Origin of the sequence: Bradyrhizobium sp. CCBAU 53340 (assembly GCF_015291645.1) — a bacterium.
Lineage (GTDB): Bacteria > Pseudomonadota > Alphaproteobacteria > Rhizobiales > Xanthobacteraceae > Bradyrhizobium.
Map to the genome: position 1 here is coordinate 1,872,997 of NZ_CP030055.1, position 20,237 is coordinate 1,893,233.

At 65.4% G+C, this 20,237-nt stretch carries 14 protein-coding genes; 9 read left to right on the forward strand and 5 right to left on the reverse strand.

All coding sequences use genetic code 11. The features are described 5' to 3' along the window. Positions 1–151 precede the first annotated feature (151 nt). Both XH89_RS08780 and XH89_RS08785 read left to right on the forward strand, forming a co-directional pair. Positions 152–1,471 carry a Spy/CpxP family protein refolding chaperone gene (locus XH89_RS08780; protein ID WP_194466686.1) on the forward strand — a complete coding sequence of 440 codons (1,320 nt, stop codon included), beginning with the start codon at positions 152–154 and terminating at the stop codon, positions 1,469–1,471. A 120-nt stretch (positions 1,472–1,591) separates the two neighbouring features. Then, the gene (locus XH89_RS08785; RefSeq protein WP_194466687.1) at positions 1,592–1,954 is read left to right on the forward strand and encodes a hypothetical protein; all 363 of its coding nucleotides are present in this window, start codon (positions 1,592–1,594) and stop codon (positions 1,952–1,954) included. Between the two features lie 95 nt (positions 1,955–2,049). Here XH89_RS08785 and XH89_RS08790 read toward each other — a convergent pair whose 3' ends face one another. From XH89_RS08790 to XH89_RS08800, 3 genes are all read right to left on the reverse strand, one after another. Next, on the reverse strand, positions 2,050–3,744 hold the full coding sequence (locus XH89_RS08790; RefSeq protein ID WP_194466688.1) for a SulP family inorganic anion transporter: 1,695 nt from the start codon (positions 3,742–3,744) through the stop codon (positions 2,050–2,052). Between the two features lie 223 nt (positions 3,745–3,967). Then, complete coding sequence (locus tag XH89_RS08795) at positions 3,968–5,440, reverse strand: caspase family protein (RefSeq protein WP_194466689.1); 1,473 nt, start codon at positions 5,438–5,440, stop codon at positions 3,968–3,970. Between the two features lie 212 nt (positions 5,441–5,652). Further along, a complete protein-coding gene (locus tag XH89_RS08800) occupies positions 5,653–6,573 on the reverse strand; it encodes a LysR family transcriptional regulator (protein WP_194466690.1) in 921 nt (306 codons plus the stop codon). 95 nt (positions 6,574–6,668) lie between these two features. Here XH89_RS08800 and XH89_RS08805 point away from each other — a divergent pair, with 95 nt between their 5' ends. The 4 genes from XH89_RS08805 to XH89_RS08820 all read left to right on the forward strand — a co-directional run bounded on the left by XH89_RS08805 (position 6,669) and on the right by XH89_RS08820 (position 11,345). Continuing rightward, entirely contained in the window at positions 6,669–7,112 is a 444-nt protein-coding gene (locus XH89_RS08805) for a DoxX family protein (protein ID WP_194466691.1), read from the forward strand. 335 nt (positions 7,113–7,447) lie between these two features. Then, entirely contained in the window at positions 7,448–8,479 is a 1,032-nt protein-coding gene (dctP, locus tag XH89_RS08810; protein WP_194466692.1) for a TRAP transporter substrate-binding protein, read from the forward strand. Between the two features lie 22 nt (positions 8,480–8,501). After that, positions 8,502–10,355: a TRAP transporter large permease subunit gene (locus tag XH89_RS08815; protein WP_194468415.1), complete on the forward strand. Its 1,854-nt coding sequence runs from the start codon at positions 8,502–8,504 to the stop codon at positions 10,353–10,355. 12 nt (positions 10,356–10,367) lie between these two features. Then, positions 10,368–11,345: an NAD(P)-dependent oxidoreductase gene (locus XH89_RS08820; protein WP_194466693.1), complete on the forward strand. Its 978-nt coding sequence runs from the start codon at positions 10,368–10,370 to the stop codon at positions 11,343–11,345. Between the two features lie 6 nt (positions 11,346–11,351). Here the strand turns inward: XH89_RS08820 and XH89_RS08825 are convergent, their stop codons facing one another. Next, positions 11,352–12,518 carry an ABC transporter substrate-binding protein gene (locus XH89_RS08825; RefSeq protein WP_194466694.1) on the reverse strand — a complete coding sequence of 389 codons (1,167 nt, stop codon included), beginning with the start codon at positions 12,516–12,518 and terminating at the stop codon, positions 11,352–11,354. 325 nt (positions 12,519–12,843) lie between these two features. Between XH89_RS08825 and XH89_RS08830 the strand changes: the two genes are divergently transcribed. The 3 genes from XH89_RS08830 (at position 12,844) to XH89_RS08840 (ending at position 19,377) form a co-directional block, all read left to right on the forward strand. After that, complete coding sequence (locus XH89_RS08830) at positions 12,844–15,234, forward strand: EAL domain-containing protein (RefSeq protein WP_246767767.1); 2,391 nt, start codon at positions 12,844–12,846, stop codon at positions 15,232–15,234. A gap of 117 nt (positions 15,235–15,351) precedes the next feature. Further along, a complete protein-coding gene (locus XH89_RS08835; RefSeq protein WP_194468416.1) occupies positions 15,352–16,644 on the forward strand; it encodes an MFS transporter in 1,293 nt (430 codons plus the stop codon). Positions 16,645–16,791: 147 nt separating this feature from the next. Next, the gene (locus tag XH89_RS08840) at positions 16,792–19,377 is read left to right on the forward strand and encodes an EAL domain-containing protein (protein ID WP_194466696.1); all 2,586 of its coding nucleotides are present in this window, start codon (positions 16,792–16,794) and stop codon (positions 19,375–19,377) included. A 21-nt stretch (positions 19,378–19,398) separates the two neighbouring features. Here XH89_RS08840 and XH89_RS08845 read toward each other — a convergent pair whose 3' ends face one another. Continuing rightward, positions 19,399–20,202, reverse strand: a complete 804-nt coding sequence (locus tag XH89_RS08845) for an isocitrate lyase/phosphoenolpyruvate mutase family protein (protein WP_194466697.1) — start codon at positions 20,200–20,202, stop codon at positions 19,399–19,401. Positions 20,203–20,237: the final 35 nt, after the last annotated feature.

The following is a 20,237-nucleotide window of genomic DNA, read 5'->3' on the forward strand; positions in this document are numbered from 1 at the left end:
AGTGCGCTGCGGTTTTCCGAAAAGATCATGTTCAAACTATAATCTAGCGCGGCCTGCCGCGTCGCGGTCGCGGGAACTTTCGGCAGCCAAGCCGGTTCCAATTCCCGACAAGTTCCGATGCCTCAATGGCGCGGCTTTGCGGGAGGATGCGATGTTGCGACCGGTCATTGGAATTGCCGTGATGGCGTTGGCCTGCATGCTGGCGGGCGCGGCTCTGGGCAAGGGCGGTGGTGGCCATGGTGGCGGGGGTCACGGTGGCGGCGGTCACGGTGGCGGGCACGGCGGTGGCCATCATGGTGGTGGTGGACATTTTGGCGGGCATGGTGGGGGACATGTGCATGCCGGCGGGCATCATGGCGGGCCTCGCTTTGCGGCAGGCCCTCGACATGGCGGTCCGAACTTCGGCCAGATCCGCAATGCGGCCGTCCGCCCGGCGAATTTCCACAACGCGCTCAATCTGCATTCCAGCGCCTTCCGCAACGGTCGCCTGATCAGCAATCCCGCGGCGCGTGCCCAGATCGCAGCGGCGGCGGCGCTCGCCGGCTGGCATGGTGCGAGCAGCGGATGGTGGCAACATGCAGGAGGCGGTTACGGCTGGGTCGGACCGCTGTTCTGGCCGTTCGCCTACAATGATCTCTACGACTACACGATCTGGGGCGACGGTCTCGGTTTCTGGGGCTACGGCTATCCGGACATCTATGCCGGCCTGTTCGGCCCCTATGGCTATGACGGTTTGTCGGCCTATCTGCCGTCGCGACCGCAGGGACGCAGGCACGCGCGTGGTGTTGCGCTGGATCAGCTTTGCGGCAGCGACCGCCGCGAGATCGTCGGTCTGCCGATCGACCAGATTGCGGCCGCGGTGCAGCCGACCGAAGCGCAAGATGCAAGCCTCGACGAGCTTGGCAATGCCTCGATGGATGCGGCCGGAATGATCCGTGCCTCCTGCCCGACGCAGGTCGCGGCGACGGCGCCCGGCCGGCTAGCGGCGATGCAACAGCGCATCGAGGCGATGGAGAAAGCCGTCGATCTGGTGCAACCCGCCCTCGAGAAATTCTATGGCTCGCTCACCGACGAACAGAAGGCGCGCTTCAACGCGCTCGCCGACGACCAGCGGCGTGCGACAGCCTCCGGCAACGCAGGGACATCGCTGGTCCAGAATTGCAGTGCGCCCGCTGCGCTCGACTGGCCCGGCGCCGACATCGAGGCTAGGCTTCATCCGAACGACACCCAGCGCGCCGCGCTGCAAGTGCTTCAGGATACCAGCGCCAAGGTCAGCGCATCGCTGAAGGAGGCGTGCCAGCCGGGCGACGTCGTGACGCCCCCGGCGCGCATGGCCGCGGTCCGCAAGCGGCTCGAAATCATGCTCGATGGCGTCAAGTCGGTTCGCGCGGCGCTGGAGGATTTCTACGGCACGCTCAATGACGAGCAGAAGGCGCAGTTCGAGGCCATCGGACCACGTCGAAGTTCCTGAATGCACTTGCGAAAGACTGTGACGTAAAAATCGTCTCGCCGATCTCGATCGGTCTCTCTATGCTGAGTGCGCCTGAAGTGCGGCAATATCGGCGGCTGGAAGACCGCTTGTGGTGGGACGATGACGTGGTTCGCGAAGCCGAAGCCGGCAGACATCTGGGACGAAGCGATCGCCTCGCCGCTCGGTGACATCGAAGCTGCGGCGCGCATCCGCGCCATCTGTGAAGCTGCGGCCCAGAGCGCCATCGCCACTGCGCGAAACGACAAGGACGAGAGCGCTCGTTATGAACGCGCGGCGAAAGTCGCGATGGAGATCGCGATGAAGATCTCCGACGGCCTGATGCGCGACGACGCGGTGCATCGCATCGTCGATCTCTGCATGACGGCCAACGATCTCAAGACCGCACAGATCCTGTTCCGCGCGATCCAGGCCAGCTGGATCCGCGAAACGGTGCAACGGGATCATCCGGCGCTGGTGCAGTGATCGTTCGTTGCTGTCGCATTGGGACGACATGCTTATCTATGACCGTCGTCCTTCGAGGCTCCGCTTGCGCCGCGTTCGCGTCTCAAGCGGAGGCCTCAGGATGACGGAGTGAACATTTGATCGCCCTTCGCCAGCCTGTGCACCGCCTCGTCCACGCTGTGGAAGACGTGCTCCTTCGGCAGGACTTCGAACAGGCGGAAGCGCTCGAAGGCGTCCTGCGCGCGCACCGATTCCAGCCGCGCCAGCGCAACCGTGACGCCTTGCGCGTTGCACACCTTGAAGACGTCAAGCAGGATCTGCGCGGCGGTGAAGTCGATCTCGACCATGCCGCTCGCCTCCAGCACCAGCAATTGCGGTGTCGCAGTGCCCAGAACCTTCGTCACGTCGCTGCGAAAACCCGGCGCGTTGAGAAAGGACAGCGGCGCCTGGAGCCCGATCACGGCGACCCCCGCGACGCGCTCGCCGGTGATGTGCGGATGCGCGGGCCACCAGATCGTGGTGCCCGGCACGCGCTCGAACTCGACGAGCCGTGCGCGCGTCGTGCTCCAGATACCGTGCAGCAGCGACAGCACGATGCCGAGGAAGGCGCCTTGTTGGATCGGCAGCACGATGATCAGCGCGGCGGTGGCGACGATGAGTAGGAATTCGCTGAACGACTGGCGATAGATCGTCACGATCTGTTGCACACGGATGATCCGCAGCGCCACGAACAGCAAGATGCCGCCAAGCGCGGCGTCCGGAACGTGGTGCAGCAATCCGGTGCCGAATGCGAGCAGCGCCAGCACGATCATGGCTGCGGCAAGGCCTGCGAGTTGCGACTGTCCGCCGGTCTCGGCGACGATGCCCGTGCGCGGTGGGCTGGCATTGACCGGAAACGCGCCGAACAGGCCTGACAGCACGCTGCCGGCGCCGGCGCCGAGAAAGTCGCGGTCGACGTCGGCGGGCTTGTCGGCATCCGACGGGAAGGATCGCGTTGTGGCCGCGGTCTGCACCATTACCACAACGGTGATCACGAAAGCGAGCGGCACCAGCCGCACCCAGAGCTCCGGCGCCAGATCAGGCAAGGTCGGTCGTGGCAGCGTGCCCGGCACTGTGCCGACCACGTTGACGCCCTTGCTCTCGAGACCTAGCGCGATGGTGGCCAGCGTCGCGCCGACGAGGCCGATCAGCGCACCGGGAATTTTTGCGCTGATGTTCTCGGAGATGAAGACCACGGCCAGCACGCCGAAGCCGATGCAGAGCGTGATGGGATTGGTGCGCCCGATCTCGCCCGCGAGCACTCCGATACGGTCGAGCGTCGGACCGCCAGGCGATTCCAGTCCCAATACTCCCGGCAGTTGCGACACGATGATGTGGACCGAGATGCCGGCGAGAAAGCCGACCATGACCGGCATCGACAGGAGGTTGGCGATTCCGCCGAGACGGAACGCACCGCCGGCGAGCATCATCGCGCCGACCATCAGGGCCAGCGCGATCGCAAGGCCCTGATATTCAGGCGAACCTGTGGTGGCGAGCGCAGCGAGCCCGCCGGCGAAGATCGGGGTGATCGTGGAATCGGCGCCGCAGGACAGGAAGCGGTTGCCGCCGAGCAGCGCAAAGCCGAGTGAGCCCGCCATGAAGGCGAAGAAGCCGATCTGCGGCGTGAAGCCGCCGAGCCGCGCGGTCGCCATCTGCTCGGGGATGGCGATCGCCGCGAGCGTCAGCCCGGCCATGAGATCGCCGGGCAGGGAATAGGACGCGAGCGATCGAAACAGCGGCCATGCGTGCTTGGCGTGAGCGTCTTGCGGCATCGATGTGGTGTCCCCGGACAGGCTGGTGTCGATTATTCAGACTACAACGATTCCGGGTTGGAGAGTGGCAGTTGGTGAATATTCGCCAACTACGTGTCCCGGACAAGCAGCAACGCGGAGCGTTGCTGCGCAGAGCCGGGGCACGAGAGACGCCTCTCCTCCACCATCAACGAAAGAGTCCGCGGACACCATGCCTGCGGACCTCTGTTCGTCGTCGGCGATCTCAGTACCTGCGGCTGTAGTCGCCGCGATTCATGCCCCCGCCCTGACCGCCCATGCCCATGCCGATGCCAATCCCGATGCCGATGCCCTGCATCACGGCGCCGGGCGGCGGGCCGGGAGGCGGCGCACGCTCGACGACGACCTCGTCAGGCGGCGGCCGCCGCTTCGGCGGCGTGTCGGCGACCTTGCGCTTTGGCGGCGTGTCGTCGACGCGCTTCTTGATGATGGGCGCAACCGTCGGGTTGATCGGAGTCGATGCCGGCGGCGTCGGTGTCGAGCACGGACAGGTCGGCGCCATGGCGACGGCGACCGGCGTCGCTGCGGCCGCAACCGGCAAGCCATAGTCGCGGTTCTGCACGCGGAGCAGGAGACGGCGCGCGGTCGCGGCGAGATCGCTGTTGTCCCAGCTCGCAAGATAGGCCTCGTAGGAGGCGCGGGTATTGATCGCCACCGCGCGATCCCATGCCAGCATCTGGCGCCGGCGCTCCAGCACCGTGCGCAGGCGTGGCGTGTAGACGGCCTGCGTGTAGAGCTCGATATAGGCCTGATAGGCTTCCACCGTGTCGTCGGCGATCACGAGGTCATAGGCGACCTTGGCGTCCTTGCCTTGCAAATCCTTGCGCCAGTCCGCGACGCTGCGCGTGGCGCTTGCGAGCGCCATCGAATTTGCGCCCGGAGCAGGCGGCTGACCGCTGCTCTCGCCGAAAAATTTGAAGTCGGTCGTCAGCGACGAGCTTTCCCAGGGGATCTGGCGTCCGTCGGTCGATTGCGCCACCGCAACGCGGATGCGTTTGAACACTTCCTCGATCGGCAGGTTCGGCTGCTTGGCAACGGTCAGCGCCGCCGTGGTGTAGGGACTGTCGGCGCCATTGCCGTCCTCGGCTTCGGCACCGGGCGAGGTCGAGTACGAAATGAAGGAGCCGGGCGCGCCCGCCTTGGTATCGACGATGGCGAGCCCATGGCCTGCGCCTGACAGCGCCGGGAACGGATTGTTGCGACAGGCATCGAGCATGAAGATGCGCGCCCGGGTCGGCAGCGCACCGAGTGTGTTGAGCAGATCATTCAGCCGCACGCCCTGCAGCGGGATGTCGGCCTCGCGCTTGGGATCGAGATCGACAGGGACGAGGTAGTTCTCGCCATCGATCTGCAGGCCGTGACCGGCATAAAACACCAGCGCGACGGTGTCGGCACCGCTGGCGCCGACCTTTCCGGCGAAATTCGAGATCGCCTGGCGCATTTCGTTCTGTGCGAGGTTCGGCGCCGCGGTGACGTCGAAGCCGGCATTGCCGAGCAGCTCGGCCATGCCCTTGGCGTCGTTGGCGGCATTGGGCAGCTCCGGCACCGTGCGATAGGCGGACTGGCCGATCACCAGCGCAAGCCGGGCTTCGGCCGCGGCTTCCGTCGGCGTCACCAATTGAGTAAGGGCAAGCAGGGCAGAGACAAGAATTAAATTGCAAAGGACTGGAAGGCGCATGGGGTCACCTCCATCGGCAATGGCGCGAGGATGTCACCTTTTCTAATAGTCCGCCACGACCCCGTCTGTGCGCTAGCTCACGTTCAAGCCTGATCCGGACCCGGAGGGCTGCACTAGAGCAAAGTGTGCAGCGGTCTTCCCAAAAGATCATTCAGGCGTATGGCAAATGGGGCAGGAGGTCTGCCGGAGCCGGCACGTTGCGTCGTGCGATGTCAGAACAGCCCGCGATCCCATGGCGCAACAGGTGCAAAGCGCGCGGCAAGGAAATCGATGAAGGCGCGCACCTTCGCAGGCGGTCGGCGATCGGGCAGGTAGACGGCATGCACCGCGGAGGACTGGATCTCCGGCTGGTCGAGTGGCAGCGCGACCAGCGTGCCGGCGCGCAAATCGTCGGCGATGATGAAGGTCGGCTGGCGGGCGAGGCCGAGGCCGGCCAGCGCCGCCGCCCGCAGTGCATCGCCATTGTTGGCGCGCAGGTTTCCCGACACCTGGACGCGGATTTCGCCATCCGCGCCGAACAGCCATTCCGCCGCACTGGCCTGCTGCGACAGCGTGTAGCCGAGACAATTATGTGCGGCGAGGTCGGCCACGCTGCGCGGCGTGCCGTGCTTGGCGAGATAAGAAGGCGTAGCGCAGACCACCAGGCGGTTCGGCGCCAGCTTTCGCGCCACCATGCTGGAGTCGCGGAGTTTGCCGATACGGATCGCGAGGTCCCAGCCTTCCTCGGCGAGGTCGACGAGGCGATCGTTGAGGCCGAGCTCGAGCGTGACCTCGGGATGGCGTTCCGAAAATTCGGCCATCAGCGGCGCGATCTGCCGTGTGCCGAACACGACGGGCACGTTGACCCGCAACAATCCGCGCGGCTCGACGCGCTCGCGCGCGACCGCGGCGTCGGCTGTCTCCATATCGGCGAGGATCCGCTCGGAGGATTCCAGATAGAGCCGGCCGGCCTCGGTGATCGAGAGCCGCCGCGTGGTGCGATGGAATAGTTTTGTGCCAAGCCGCGCCTCCAGCGAGGCGACGTGCTTGGTCACCATGGTCTGGGACAGGCCCATTGCGCGCGCCGCGCCGGACAGGCTGCCGTTGGCCGCCACCTTGGCGAAGACTTCCAGGCTGGTCAGGCGGTCGAGCATCTATCTCACTCTATTGGTGTGAAGTATTTTTCCAAATTAGCAGATTATCATTCTCGTGAGAATAGATCATAGGTCCCGCAACCATGGAGACCGCTATGATCGATTCCCGTACCGCTCCCTACGCCGCGCTGGTGCTGCGCGTGACCCTGGGTGCGCTGTTCCTGGCCCATGCCAGCCTGAAACTGTTCGTTTTCACTCCCGCCGGCACCGCAAAGTTCTTCGGCAGCCTCGGCTTCCCGCCCGAGCTCGCCTATCTCGTGATGACGGTGGAAGTTCTCAGCGGCATTGCCCTGATTCTTGGCATCTGGACCCGCTACGCGGCGTTGGCCGGCATTCCGGTCCTGCTTGGCGCGATCTTCACCGTGCACGGTGCGGCCGGCTTCTTCTTCACCAATCCGAAGGGCGGCTGGGAATTTCCCGCGTTCTGGGCGATCGCGCTGGCTGCGCAGGCCCTGCTTGGCGATGGCGCCTTCGCGCTGCGGCCCTTGCGCGCTATCGAGGCGACGAACGGACAGTTGAGCGTCGCGCCGTCGCGCTAAGTTCATCGATCGCTGGAATACGAAAGCTGCGGGATTCCGGTCCCGCAGCTTTTTGCTGCGTGCTCATCAATCTGCGTTCGGCATTGATCCATACCTGAATTGGATCGATCTGCGGCAATCTTGCATGGAAGCCGTTCGGCCGCGATGCGGCACGATCGAAAACATCGGCAAATATAGGCGTTGCGCTGCAATCCATGGCGGCGCGCCTGCCGCTCGCGAGCGTATCGCACTTGGCGGCAAGCCTTGCCTGCTCCGTTGCTTTGGCCGTACTCTCCGCGCAAGAGGCCGTGGCAACGACTGCGGCCGCCAAACAAAAAATATTGGGGAGAGACACCATGACCCTCGTGCCCGTCAGCCGTCGCACGTTCCTCAAGTCGTCGACGGCGGTGACCGCCGGCCTCGTGCTCTCTCCCGCCATCATCGGTCGCGCTGAAGCCGCGACGCTGAAGCTGAAATGCTCGTCCTCGCTGCCGAACGATCCCAAATTCGCCAACGGCCGCGTCTACTACGACAATCTCGTCAAGAATCTGAAAGGCAACGGGCTCGGCGAGCAGGTCGAGGTCGCCTTCTTCCCTGACAACCAGCTCGGCCAGGAAATCGACGTCATCAATTCCGTGAAGCTCGGCGTCATCGACCTGATGGTGTCGGGCTCGTCGATCTCGGCCAATCTGGTGCCGCTGGTCGGGACCTACGATCTCGGCTTCCTGTTCTCGAGCTTCCCGCAGCAGACCAAGGCATTCGACGCCGGCGCCGCCAAGCCGATCGAGGACGCGCTGCTCAAGGGCAGCAACATCCGCATCATCGCCTGGGCCTATAATTTCGGCTCGCGCAGCGTGCTCGCGAAGAAGCCGGTGAAGACGCCGGAGGATCTCGCCGGCCTCAAGATCCGCACCTTGCCCAATCCCGTCATCACCGAATGCCTCCGCCTGATGGGCGCTGCCGCGACGCCGCTGGCATTCGGCGAAATCTACACGGCGCTGCAGGCCGGCGTGCTCGACGGGCTTGAGCACGATCCGCCGACCATCCTCGCCAGCAAGTTCTATGAGACGGCAAAGTTCTACGCGCTGACGCAGCACAATTTCTCGCCGCTTGCGATCTATTTCAGCGACATGACCTTCAATCGCATGGATCCGAAGCTGCGCGAGGGTTTTCTCGATGCTGCCAAGAAGGCGGCGATCGACACGCGCGCGCACGGGCTCGCGGTCGAGAAGGAAGCGCTGGCGGCGCTGACCGAGAAGGGCGTGACGGTGGCCGAATGCGACCGCGAGGCCTTCAAGAAGCGCGTGGCGCCGCAGATCGACAACTTCATCAAGGCGCGGCCGGAGTCCAAGGCCGTCATCGATATCATTCGCTCGACGCAAGCCTGAGATGGCCAGATCCGAGGTGGCGATGACCGGCGCCTTGTCCGCCTCGGGCGGCCGCCATGGCAGCATCGCGCTGCTGCTTCGCTGCAGCGACGCGATCGCAGCCATCCTGCTGGCTGCCGATCTTGCCGTCGTCTGCGGTTCGGTGCTGCTGCGTTTCTTCTTCAACGCGCCGGTCGAATGGTCTGACGACGTCGCGCGCGGATTGATGGTCGGATCGGCCTTCTTCGGCGCGGCGAGTGCGCTCGCGCGCGGCGAGAATGTCGGCGTGTCCTTCTTCCGTGATTTGCTGCCGCCGCCGCTTCGTACGCTGGTCGACGCCGCAAGCGCCGTGCTTGTCGTGCTGATCTCCGGCTACGTCGCCTACAACGCGATCAAGCTGGGTTCGCTGACATCGGGACAGACCACCGGCTCGGGCCTGCCGCTCGAGCTCACCTTCTACCCGATGGGGATCGGTGCGCTGTTCATGACGGTGTTCGCCGTCGACCAGCTCTGCGCCAGGCCGCTTCCTGATATCGCCAGGGGCCTCGTTGCCGTCGCCGTCGCGACCGGCCTTTATCTCGCCTGGGATTATCTGTCGCCGTCCTCGGTGCCGTCGGCGGGAGCGCTGATGCTGATCGGCTTCTTCGCCACCCTGTTCGGCGGCTTGCCGATCGGCTTTGCGCTGGCGCTGGCCGCGCTGATCTTCATCTGGGTCGAGGGCGCGCTGCCGGGCGTGATCTTCGCCCAGCAGATGGCGCGCGGCATCGACAATTTCGTGCTGCTGGCAATCCCGTTCTTCATCCTCGTCGGCTATCTTATGGAAGCCAACGGCATGTCGGTGCGCCTGATCGAGCTGCTGCAGCGTGCGGTCGGCCGCATGCGCGGCGGCTTGAACGTCGTGATGGTGGCCTCGATGGTGTTGTTCTCGGGCATATCAGGCTCGAAGATGGCGGACGTCGCCGCGGTCGGCTCCGTGCTGATCCCGGCGGCGCGCCGCTCCAGGCAGAATCCCGGCAGCGCGGTGGCGCTGCTGGCGGCGTCCGCGGTGATGGCGGAGACCATTCCACCCTGCATCAACCTGATCATCCTGGGCTTTGTCGCGAACCTGTCGATCGGCGGCCTGTTCATGGCGGGACTGCTGCCGGCGGCGCTGATGGCGGCGGTGCTGATTGCTTTCTCCATCATCTTCGGCAAGACGCCTGATAACGCCGAGGCGGTCGAGCCACAGATGCCGGTCTCGGGTCTGTGGAGCGGCGCGATCGCCTCGCTCGGCCTGATCTTCATGATCTTCTTCGGCTTCAAGAGCGGCTTTGCCACCGCAACCGAGATCTCGGCCTTTGCCGTGGCTTATGCGCTCGTGGTCGGCAGCGTGGTGTTCCGCGAGCTCAGCTTCAAATCGGCCGCGCAAAGCTTCGTCCAGGCGGCGACGCGCGCCGGGCTGGTGCTGTTCATCGTCGCCGCCGCGCAATCGCTGGCGTTCACGCTGACCTTGCAGCAGGTGCCGCATGCGGTCGGCGACTTCATGCTGGGCCTGTCCAGGACCTCAGGCGTCTGGCTGTTCATCCTGCTCGCGATTGTCGTGCTGATCGTGATGGGCTCGGTGCTGGAAGGCGCGGCAGCGCTCATCATCTTCGGGCCGCTGCTGCTGCCGGTCGCGGTGCAGCTTGGCATCGATCCCCTGCATTTCGGCGTCGTGCTCGTGATCGCGATGGGCATCGGCCTGTTCGCGCCGCCGCTGGGGCTTGGGCTCTACGGCGCCTGCCTGATCGGCAATGTGCCGATCGAGCAGACGGTGAAGCCGATCCTGGGCTATCTCGGCCTGTTGTTGCTCTGCCTGCTCGTCATCGCCTTCGTGCCGTGGCTGAGCACTGCCTTGCCGCGCGCGTTCGGTTACTGAAGGAGTCTTGCCGTGAAAGTCCTGCTGGCCCACACGCCGGAGATGCGCCGCAACTATTACGGCGATCGCAGCCTGAATGGCCTGCGCGCCATTGCCGATGTGATCCTGCACGAGGGCGAGCAGGCACTCGACGCAGGCGCCCTCGTCAATGCGGCGAAGGAGGCCGACATCATCGTCGCCGATCGCATGACCGAAGGCCGCGGCGAGATCTTTGGGCAACTGCCGCGCCTGCGTGCTTTCGTCCGCTGCGCCGTCGATATCAGGAACGTCGACGTGGACGCCGCCTCGCAGGCCGGCGTGCTGGTGACCCGTGCCGGTCCCGGCTTCGTCCAGGCGGTCGCCGAGCTTGCCGTCGGCTTCATGGTCGATCTGTCGCGCGGCGTGTCGCGGACCACTGCGGACTACCAGGCCGGCCGCAAGCCGGAGGCGCGGATGGGCCGCCAGCTCGCCGGCAGCACGATCGGCATCATCGGCTATGGCAGCATCGGCCGCTACCTCGCAGAGATCGCCAAGGTGCTGCGCATGAACGTGCTGGTCGCCGATCCCTTCGCTGATGTCAGCGGCAGCGCGATCCGACATGTCGCGCTCGACGAGCTGCTCGCGGCGTCCGACTACGTCGTCTGCCTCGCCATCGCCAGCGAGCAGACCGAGAAGCTGATCGGGGAGGCGGCGCTGGCGCGCATGCAGAAGCACGCCGTCTTCATCAATCTGTCGCGCGGCAACCTCGTCGACGAAGCGGCGCTCGCCAAGGCGCTGCTGGAGAATCGCATCGGCGGCGCGGCGATGGATGTCGGGCGCGCGCCCGACCAGATGCCGACGCCGGAACTGGCAAGGCTTCCCAACGTCATCGCCACGCCGCATGTCGGCGGGCTGACACCGCAGGCGATCGAATACCAGTCGCTGGAAACGGTGCGGCAGGTCGAGGCGATCATCAAGGGCGAGGCCCCGGTCGGCGCGGTCAACGCCGAGCGCTGGACGCGGCGGCCCTGAATAGCCCTACAGCCGATCGATCGCCTTGAACGTTCCGTCCTTCTGGATCACCGTCAGGAACACCTTTGGTGGCGTGTCGACGGCGCGCGCACCGACGGTGACGATGGTCCCGCTGATGTCGAAGCGGCCGATATCGTTGATCGTGCGCAGCAGGCTGGCGCGGGTCGGGTTCGGTCCGGCTTTTTCCAGCGCCGCCGCCACGAGGCGGCCGGAGAGGTAACCTTCGAGCGACACGAAGTCCGGCGTCAGCGTCGGATCGAACGCCGCCTGTGCCGCCTGGTAGTCGGCGACGAGCTTGATCGAGCGATCCCAGGGAAACGGCACGACCTGCGCGACGACGACGCCATCGCCATCAGGACCGAGCTCTTTGGCGAGCGCGGTGGCGCCGACGAAGGAGATGTTGACGAAGGTCGGATAGGCGCCGTTGCGGTGCGCGAGCTTGATGAACTCGGCGCTCGGACCGTAAGTGCCGACCATGACGATCGCCTCGGGCTCGGCGCGCTTGATGGTGCGCCAGGCCGCGCTAACCGCGCGGGTGTTGCGCTCGAAAGTGCCTTCCGCGGCGAGTTCGAGCCCGCGCCTGGCAAGGGCGCCCTTCACGCCGGCGAGGCCATCGCGGCCGAAGGCATCGTCCTGGTAGAAGATGCCGATCCGGGTGAAATGGCGGTCCTCGGTGAGATGCTTGATCAGGGTCTCGGATTCCGCGCGGTAGCTCGCGCGGATGTTCACGACGTTCGGCAGTTCGAGGTCGCGCAGGAATTCGGCGCCGCTGAACGGCCCGATGAAGGGGATGTTGCGGGCGCTGGTCACGGGGATGGTCGCGATGGCAGTCGGCGTGCCGACTGCGCCGATCAATGCGAACACCTTGTCGTCCTCGATCAGCCGCAGGGTCTGCGACACCGAGCGGTCGGGATCGTAGCCGTCATCGCGGCTGATGAGCTGGAGCTTGCGGCCATGGACGCCACCTTTGGCGTTGATCTCGGTGAAGGCCGCGACGATTCCGCGCCGCATGTGTTGTCCGAGCACGGAGGAGGGACCCTCGAGCGCCGCAGCCTGGCCGAACAGGATCGCGTCCCCGCTGACGCCGACCTCGTCGCCTCTTGCCGTCAGCGTTGCCGTCGCCAGCAACGCGGCGGCAAGCGCTATGCCTATCGCTGAGCGCGATCGTTTCATGAGAGAGCTCGCCGAATGCAGGAAAAGTCGCAGCAACGATAGGTGCGCAGGCTGAACAGGGCGCTAACCGGCGCCGCGAGAGCGATCCGTAGGAGTCCGGGTAAAGGCGGCAATACACTACCGGATTCCGGCAATGTGCAGGGTCAATCGTTAACTACGCCTCCTGATGCGCGGCCGGCTGGTTCCAACATTGTGCAGTTCTTAACCCCGATCCTTGTCCGATAGTCACCACGGCGGCTCAACCCTAAGTTCGGCTGCCGCGCCGAGGGGACGTGCGGAAATAAAGATGGGCGATCGCGATCAGAATGATCTGGATCGAAGGCGTATGGCTGGACGGCGGCGGATTGCGCCGTTGCTCAGGCTGTATCGTCCTGCGCTGGTGGCGGCTGCCGTCGGCCTGCTGTTCTCGCTCGCTGGCGCAGCTGCGGTCGCGCGCTGGGAAGACCGCGTCAACAAGATCGAATTCGAGAACGCGGCCGAAACGCAATCCATCGTCATGCAGAACGGCATGAACGAATATATCAGCCGGCTCGTGGCGCTGCGAACCCTGTTCGAATCCTCCAACGAAGGGGTCACGCGCAGCGAGTTCGAGACGTTCAGCGGCAAGCTGTTCGAGCGCTATCCCGGCTTGCTGCGCATCGGCTGGCTGCCGCGGATCGCCCGCAAGGAGCGGGCCGAATATGAGGCTGCCGCGATTGCCGACGGCGTCTCCGGCTATCGCGTCAAGGCACTCGAGGGCGAGGGCTTCGTCACCGCGCCGCAGGGCGAGGAATATTACCCCGTCTTCTATTCAACGCAGCCGAAGACGTCGGCCGTCTACGGCATGGACTATATGAGCGTGCCGAAACGCAAGCCGGTGCTTGCGCGCGCCCGCGACAACGACCAGATCGCCGCGATCCGCACCGAGCTCTACGAGCGGAATGGCGCCGGCCAGCTGCCGAACGTGTTCGTGATCGTTCCCGTCTACGCCAAGGGCACCTCGCGCGACACCGTCGCCGATCGTCGCCGCAACATCTCGGGCTTCGTCGTCGGCATCTTCGATCTGCCTTTGCTGATGCAGGCCATCCGCGTCAGGACCGGGGCGAGCCCCGCAGTCAGCGTCAACGTCTATCAGCCCTTCAGCGCGCGCATCGTCAGCCTTGAGGGCATGCTGCCCGATTACGCCTCCGCATCGGGTGCACCGCAATCGATGCGCGATGTCGCGCGTAACAGGCACTGGTCGGGCGTCCTCAAGATCGGCGATACCGACTGGCAGGTGCGGGCGGTTCCGACCGCCGGCGGCCCGCTGGAGACGAGCTATGACCGCGCCGGCGCCGTGTTGATCGTCGGCATGCTGCTGACGCTGTCGCTGGCGACCTATCTGATGCTGGCAAGCCGCAATTCGCGGCGGCTGTCGCTGGCCAACCGGCGCGTGCTCGAGCTTGCGCAGACCGACGTCCTGACCGGATTGCCGAACCGCGCCTTCTTCCTGACCCGGCTCGACGAGCTCAACGGCCGGCTGATGGACGGCGGTTCGACCTTCTCGATCCTGATGCTCGATCTCGACCGCTTCAAGAACGTCAACGATTCCCTGGGTCATGGCGCAGGCGACGCGCTGCTGCGCCTCGTGGCGCAGCGGCTGAAATCCGCAGTCCGCGGGACCGACGTGCTCGCGCGACTGGGCGGCGACGAATTCGCCATCATCCAGGAAGGCTGTGAGGACCAGCGCGTCTCCTCGACCGAGCTGGCGACGCGGATCGCCAGGCTCATAGCCGAGCCGTTCCCGTTGCCGGGTCATCGTGTCGAGATCGGCACCAGCATCGGCATTGCGATCGCGCCGGATCACGGCTACGACCAGGAACAGCTGCTGAAGAAGGCCGATCTCGCGCTCTATCGTTCGAAATCGGCCGGCCGCAACTGCTTCACCATCTACGACGAGGCGATGTCGGCCGAGCTCGAGGCGCGCAACACGCTGGAAGGTGATCTGCGCGATGCCATCGCGCGCTGCCAGCTCGAGGTGCACTATCAGCCCTTCATGGATGCCGGCACCGGCGCGCGGCGCGGCTTCGAGGCGCTGGTGCGCTGGCGGCATCCGGCGCGCGGGCTGATCCCGCCGGATCAGTTCATCGCGCTCGCCGAGGAGACCGGGCTGATCGTGCCGCTCGGCGAATTCGTGCTGCGCCGCGCCTGCGCCGATGCTGCAAACTGGCCATCCGACCTGGTGGTCGCGGTCAATCTGTCGCCGATCCAGTTCAAGGAAGCCGATCTGTTCGAGGTCATCTGCGCGGCATTGCGCGATTCCGGCCTGTCGCCCCAGCGGCTCGAAATCGAGATTACCGAGTCTGTCCTGCTGGAGCGCGGCGCCGAGAACCACGCATTCATGGAGCGGCTCAAGAACATCGGCATCGAGCTCGCGCTCGACGATTTCGGCACCGGCTATTCCTCGCTGAGCTATCTCACGGCGTTTCCGTTCGACAAGATCAAGATCGACAAATCCTTCATCCGCAACCTCACGCACCAGCCGCGCTCTTCCGCCATCATCTCCTCGATCGTGACGTTGGCGCGCGGGCTCGATATGTCGGTGACGGCCGAAGGCGTCGAGATATCAGAGGAGTTCGAACGGCTGCGGGCGCTCGGCGTCAATTTCGCACAAGGCTATCTGTTCGGCCGCCCACGGCCGATCGGCGAGATCGAGCTGGATGCACCCGCGGAGCCTTCACGGCTCGACGCGGCCTGAGCGCGCGCCTCGAAGGATGGCCGCGACTTAGCTCTCTGCAACGTTGGCATTCGTTAAAATCGCTTGACCCCGCCGCCCCCGGATGGTCCGAAGGATCGTCCAGGGATGAAACAAGAAATGCGCCTTCCGTTCTTCTACGGCTGGGTCGTGGTTGCCGTGACGTTCGTCACCATGGCCATCGGCGTCAACGCACGCACCTCCTTCTCGCTGTTCTTTCCGCCGATCCTCTCCGAATTCGGCTGGGAGCGCGGCGTCACCGCGGGCGCCTTCTCCTTTGGTTTCGTCGCTTCGGGCATCGCCAGTCCGCTGATCGGCCGGCTGATGGATCGCGCAGGCCCGCGCGCGGTGATGGAGCTCGGTGTCGCGCTGATGGCCGGCGGATTGCTGCTCGCGCCGCTCACCAGCCAGCCCTGGCATCTCTATCTGACGATCGGCGTCATGGTCGGCGCCGGTTCCGTCTGCCTCGGCTATTCCGGCCAGTCGCTATTCCTGCCGAACTGGTTCATCCGCAAGCGCGGCTTTGCCATCGGCATCGCCTTTGCCGGCGTCGGCATCGGTTCGATGACGCTGCTGCCTTGGGTGCAGCACCTGATCGAGCAGGCCGGCTGGCGCACCGCCTGCACCGCGATGGGGTTGATGATCCTGATCGTGCTGGCGCCGATCAACCTGCTGCTGCGCACGCGCCCCGAAGACATCGGTCTGCAGCCGGACGGCGACGCTGCGCCGCCGGCGGGCGGCGCAAAACCGGTCTCCAACATTGTCGATCCCGCCTGGGCCTCCACCGACTGGACGCTGCGGCGGGCGGTTGCGACCGCGCGTTTCTGGTGGATCGCGCTCGGCTATTTCTGCGCCTTGTACATCTGGTACGCGGTGCAGGTGCACCAGACCAAATTCCTGCTCGACATCGGCTTCAGTCCGAGCGTAGCGGTGTGGGCACTTGGCGTCGTCAGCGGGCTCGGCATTCCCGGCCAGATCTTTCTTGGTCATATCTCCGACCGGATCGGGCGGGAATGGGTCTGGGCGATCAGCAGCGCCGGTTTTGCGATCTGTTTTTCGGCGCTGATCGCGCTGAAGTACCAGCCCTCGATCTGGCTGGTCTGGCTGATGGTGTTCACGCAAGGCGCGCTCGGCTACGGCCTCACCTCGATCATGGGCGCAGTGGTGTTCGAGATTTTTGGGGGCCGCCACCAGGGCAGCATTTTTGGCATGATCATGCTCGCGGCGCTGGCGGGCGGGGCGGCCGGCCCGTGGCTGACGGGCCTGCTCTACGATCGCGCCGGCGACTACACGCTTGCCTTTGCCATCGCCATCGTCGTCAGCGGCCTTTCGGCGCTGTCGGTCTGGCGGGCCTCGCCCGGCAAGGTGCGGGCCGTGGCCGGCCGGCTTCACAGGCTCCAAAGGACACAATAGGTTCCGTCTGCACTGGATTCCCCTCATTGTCTTTCGCAGACTGTTAAGCATGTCGCGGCTTGGCGGGGCGCAAGAACGTCTTGGACACCATCGACGCGTTAGCTTCGGGCCGATTGCCCTGTCTTCCCGATGCTACCGGGTCCAACGATGTCTGCCTCCGATGCCCCAGTGACCGAAATGCCTGATGTGCTGCGCGCGGCGCTCGAATGCGCCGACGATGGCATCGTCATTGTCGATGCTGCGCATCGCATTACGCATTTCAACGCTGGCGCGGAGCGGATCTGGAAACTCGCGCGTGCCGACGTGCTCGGTCGCAACGCTGCTAGTCTCACCCTCAAATGCCTTCAGGCCGATCCGGTCGCGGATTTTCGTGACGAGATCAGCCTGGTGCGGCACGACGGCAGCCGGATCAAGGCGCAGATCGGGTTGTCGTCGGCGACCATTGACGGCGCGACCCATCGCATCGTGTTCGCGCGCGACGTCACTGCGGACGCCGAGCGCCGCGTCAGAATTGGGCTGCTCAACGCGGTCTCGGACCAGACCAATCGCGCGGTGATCATCACCGACGTCGAGCAGAACATCCGCTACGTCAATTCGGCCTTCACGGCGTTGTTCGGTTACACCAGCGAGGAAGCCGAGGGGCGAGCCGCGGCAGATCTCATCGCCGGTTGCCACACCAACCGCAGGGCGATTGCGAAGCTGGTCCGGCGCTTGATGATCGGTGGTCGCCGCGGCGAGGTCGAGACGCTGGTCTACGGCAAGAACGGGGAGGAGATCTGGGTCTGTGCGCGGCTCGACGCCTTCCGCGACCAGAAAGGCCGGCTCAAGCACATCTTCGCGCTGGTCGAGGACATTACCGAGACGAAGCAGCTGCGCTCGCTCCAGCAGCTCATCATGAGCGCGCTCGCCGACGAGGTCCCGATCACCGAGATCGCCGACCGGCTCTGCCGCCGCGTCGAGGAGATCGCGCCCGACGTCGTCTGCTCGCTGCTGCATGTCGATGCCGCCGGCCTGATTCACCCGCTCGGCGGCCCGAGCCTGCCCGAGGACTATTCCAGCGCGCTGGACGGCATCGCGATCGGACCTGACGTCGGCTCCTGCGGCACCGCCGCTTTCTATGGCGAGCCGGTGCTGGCTGAAGATCTCGACACTGATCCTCGCTGGCAGCCTTACAAGGCCATGCCACTGGCGGTCGGCCTTCGCGCCTGCTGGTCGACCCCGGTCAAGGCCAAGGACGGCCGGGTCATCGCGACGTTTGCCTTTTACTATCGTGAACCGCGCGCGCCGAGCAACTGGCACCGGCGCATCGTCGAGGCCTGTGTCGATCTCGGCGCCTTCGCGATCGAGCGCAAGGAAGCGCGGGCCGAGATCGCGCGGCTCGCCTATCACGACATCCTCACGGGGCTGCCCAACCGCGCGCAGCTGCGGCACCTGATCACGACCGCGATCGATGCCTGTCCGACCGGTGGCCATGTCGCGCTCGCCTTTCTCGACGTCGACCATTTCAAGGACGTCAACGACACGCTCGGCCACGCCGCCGGCGACGAGCTGCTGATCCAATTGGCGCAGCGGCTGCGCGAGCAGATCGGACCCGGGGATATGCTGGGCCGGCTCGGTGGCGACGAGTTCGTCATCCTGCTGCCGCATCGCAATGCCGAAAGCGCCGACCGCGTCGCGGCCGGAATCACCGAAGCGCTGGCCGCGCCCTTGCGGCTCGGATCGAAGCTGATGCCGATGTCGGCCAGCATCGGCATCAGCCTCTATCCCGACCACGCCACCGACATCGACACGCTGATGCAGCAGGCCGATGCCGCCATGTACATGGCCAAGCAGGCGGGCCGATCGACTCATCGCATGTTCAGCGCCGAGATGAACGGGCTTGCCGAGCAGCGGCTGGCGATGATTGCGGCACTCCGCCGCGCCATTGCCGACAACGCGCTGAGCCTGTTCTATCAGCCGCAGATTCGCAGCGGCGATGGCGCCGTTCATGGCGTCGAGGCGCTGGCGCGCTGGCACGATGCCGCGCTCGGCGACGTCTCGCCGGCAAAGTTCATCCCGCTCGCCGAGGAATGCGGCCTGATCGAGCAGATCGGCCTTTGGTCGGTGCGCGAGGCCTGCCGGCAGATGGCGACTTGGCGCCGCGCCGGGCTCAACATTCCCAGCGTGTCGGTGAATTTGTCGCCGCTCAACTTCCGCAACGTCGCGCTGGCTGCGCGGCTGAAGGACATCCTCACCGAATACGCGCTGCCGCCGGACGCGCTGATGCTGGAGATCACCGAGGGCACGTTCATGCAGGACGGTGCGGCGGCGCTGGAGACAATGCATGCGATCCGCGAGCTCGGTATCGGGCTGTCCGTGGACGATTTCGGCACCGGCTATTCCAGTCTCAGCCGGCTCGCGCATCTGCCGATCCGCGAGCTGAAGATCGACCGCAGCTTCATGCGCGACATCGAACGTGACGCGGGCGCGCTCGCGGTCGCCACGGCCGTGGTGCGCGTCGGCCAGGGTCTCAGGCTGACCGTTGTCGCCGAAGGTGTCGAGACCGAAGGCCAGCGCAAGATGCTGGCGGAGCTCGGCTGCGACGTCGTGCAGGGCTTCCTCTACGCCCCCGCGCTCGCGCCCGTCGCCTTCGAGCGCTGGCTGATCGAGCATTGCGCCGAGCAGGCGAGGGCGATGCTCGGCCGGCTCGACGTTGCGCGGGTCGAGCGCGACGTGGTGAAGAGGTCGGCTTAGAGCACGAGGCCGGAGAACGGCTCAGGCATTCGGCTGCAGGAATGTTCCGTATTGCTTGCTCGCGGCGACCCCGGCGGCAGCCTGTCCGATGAGGCGCATCGCCGCCATCATCGGCCATGGCCCGAGGCTCACCCGCCGAACGCCGACGCGAGCGAGATCGCGAATTTCCGGAATCCCCTGCGTCACCATGATATTGATCGGCAGGGGCGTTAGCTGGACCAGTCTCTCGATCAACGCGAGATCGGTGAGGCCGGGTACGAAGAGTCCATCGGCGCCGGCGTCGGCGTAGACCTTCGCGCGCCGCGCCACTTCATTCAGGCATTCCTCCGGCGAACCGAATTTCAGCAGGAACGGATCGGTTCTCGCATTGATGAACAGATGAACTCCGGGCCTTTGCGCGGTATCTCGCACGGCCCTGATCTTCGCGGCATGCTGCAAGGCACCGGCGAGTTGCCGCTTTCCTCCGGACAGTCCGTCTTCGATATTGATGCCGACCGCGCCGGCTTGCAGAATCCTGGCCGCCGATGCGGCTGCGGCGTCCGGCGTGTCGCCATATCCTGCCTCCAGATCGACCGATACAGGAACTGACACCGCGGCGGTGATCCGCGATACCAGACCCACCACGAGGTCGAGCGGGACATTTTCTCCGTCCGCGTAGCCGAGGGCAGACGCGACCGCTCCGCTGCTGGTTGCGATGGCCGGCGACGTCTTCGCAATCGCCTTGGCGGTGGCGGCGTCCCAGGAGTTGAACAGAACAAGCGGATCTGCCGTCCCGTGAAGGGCAAGAAACGTCTCGGCATATTGCTGCTGTGTCTTGGCGTCCATCGCGCACTCTCCTCGTCAAGGAACCTGGAAGATAA

Excerpts from the sequence above, each read along its gene's own strand:
- XH89_RS08780 (WP_194466686.1), top strand. The coding sequence starts at position 152 with ATGTTGCGACCGGTCATTGGAATTGCCGTGATGGCGTTGGCCTGCATG.
- XH89_RS08785 (WP_194466687.1), top strand. The coding sequence starts at position 1,592 with ATGACGTGGTTCGCGAAGCCGAAGCCGGCAGACATCTGGGACGAAGCG.
- XH89_RS08790 (WP_194466688.1), bottom strand. The coding sequence starts at position 3,744 with ATGCCGCAAGACGCTCACGCCAAGCACGCATGGCCGCTGTTTCGATCG.
- XH89_RS08795 (WP_194466689.1), bottom strand. The coding sequence starts at position 5,440 with ATGCGCCTTCCAGTCCTTTGCAATTTAATTCTTGTCTCTGCCCTGCTT.
- XH89_RS08800 (WP_194466690.1), bottom strand. The coding sequence starts at position 6,573 with ATGCTCGACCGCCTGACCAGCCTGGAAGTCTTCGCCAAGGTGGCGGCC.
- XH89_RS08805 (WP_194466691.1), top strand. The coding sequence starts at position 6,669 with ATGATCGATTCCCGTACCGCTCCCTACGCCGCGCTGGTGCTGCGCGTG.
- dctP (WP_194466692.1), top strand. The coding sequence starts at position 7,448 with ATGACCCTCGTGCCCGTCAGCCGTCGCACGTTCCTCAAGTCGTCGACG.
- XH89_RS08815 (WP_194468415.1), top strand. The coding sequence starts at position 8,502 with ATGACCGGCGCCTTGTCCGCCTCGGGCGGCCGCCATGGCAGCATCGCG.
- XH89_RS08825 (WP_194466694.1), bottom strand. The coding sequence starts at position 12,518 with ATGAAACGATCGCGCTCAGCGATAGGCATAGCGCTTGCCGCCGCGTTG.
- XH89_RS08830 (WP_246767767.1), top strand. The coding sequence starts at position 12,844 with ATGGCTGGACGGCGGCGGATTGCGCCGTTGCTCAGGCTGTATCGTCCT.
- XH89_RS08835 (WP_194468416.1), top strand. The coding sequence starts at position 15,352 with ATGCGCCTTCCGTTCTTCTACGGCTGGGTCGTGGTTGCCGTGACGTTC.
- XH89_RS08840 (WP_194466696.1), top strand. The coding sequence starts at position 16,792 with ATGTCTGCCTCCGATGCCCCAGTGACCGAAATGCCTGATGTGCTGCGC.
- XH89_RS08845 (WP_194466697.1), bottom strand. The coding sequence starts at position 20,202 with ATGGACGCCAAGACACAGCAGCAATATGCCGAGACGTTTCTTGCCCTT.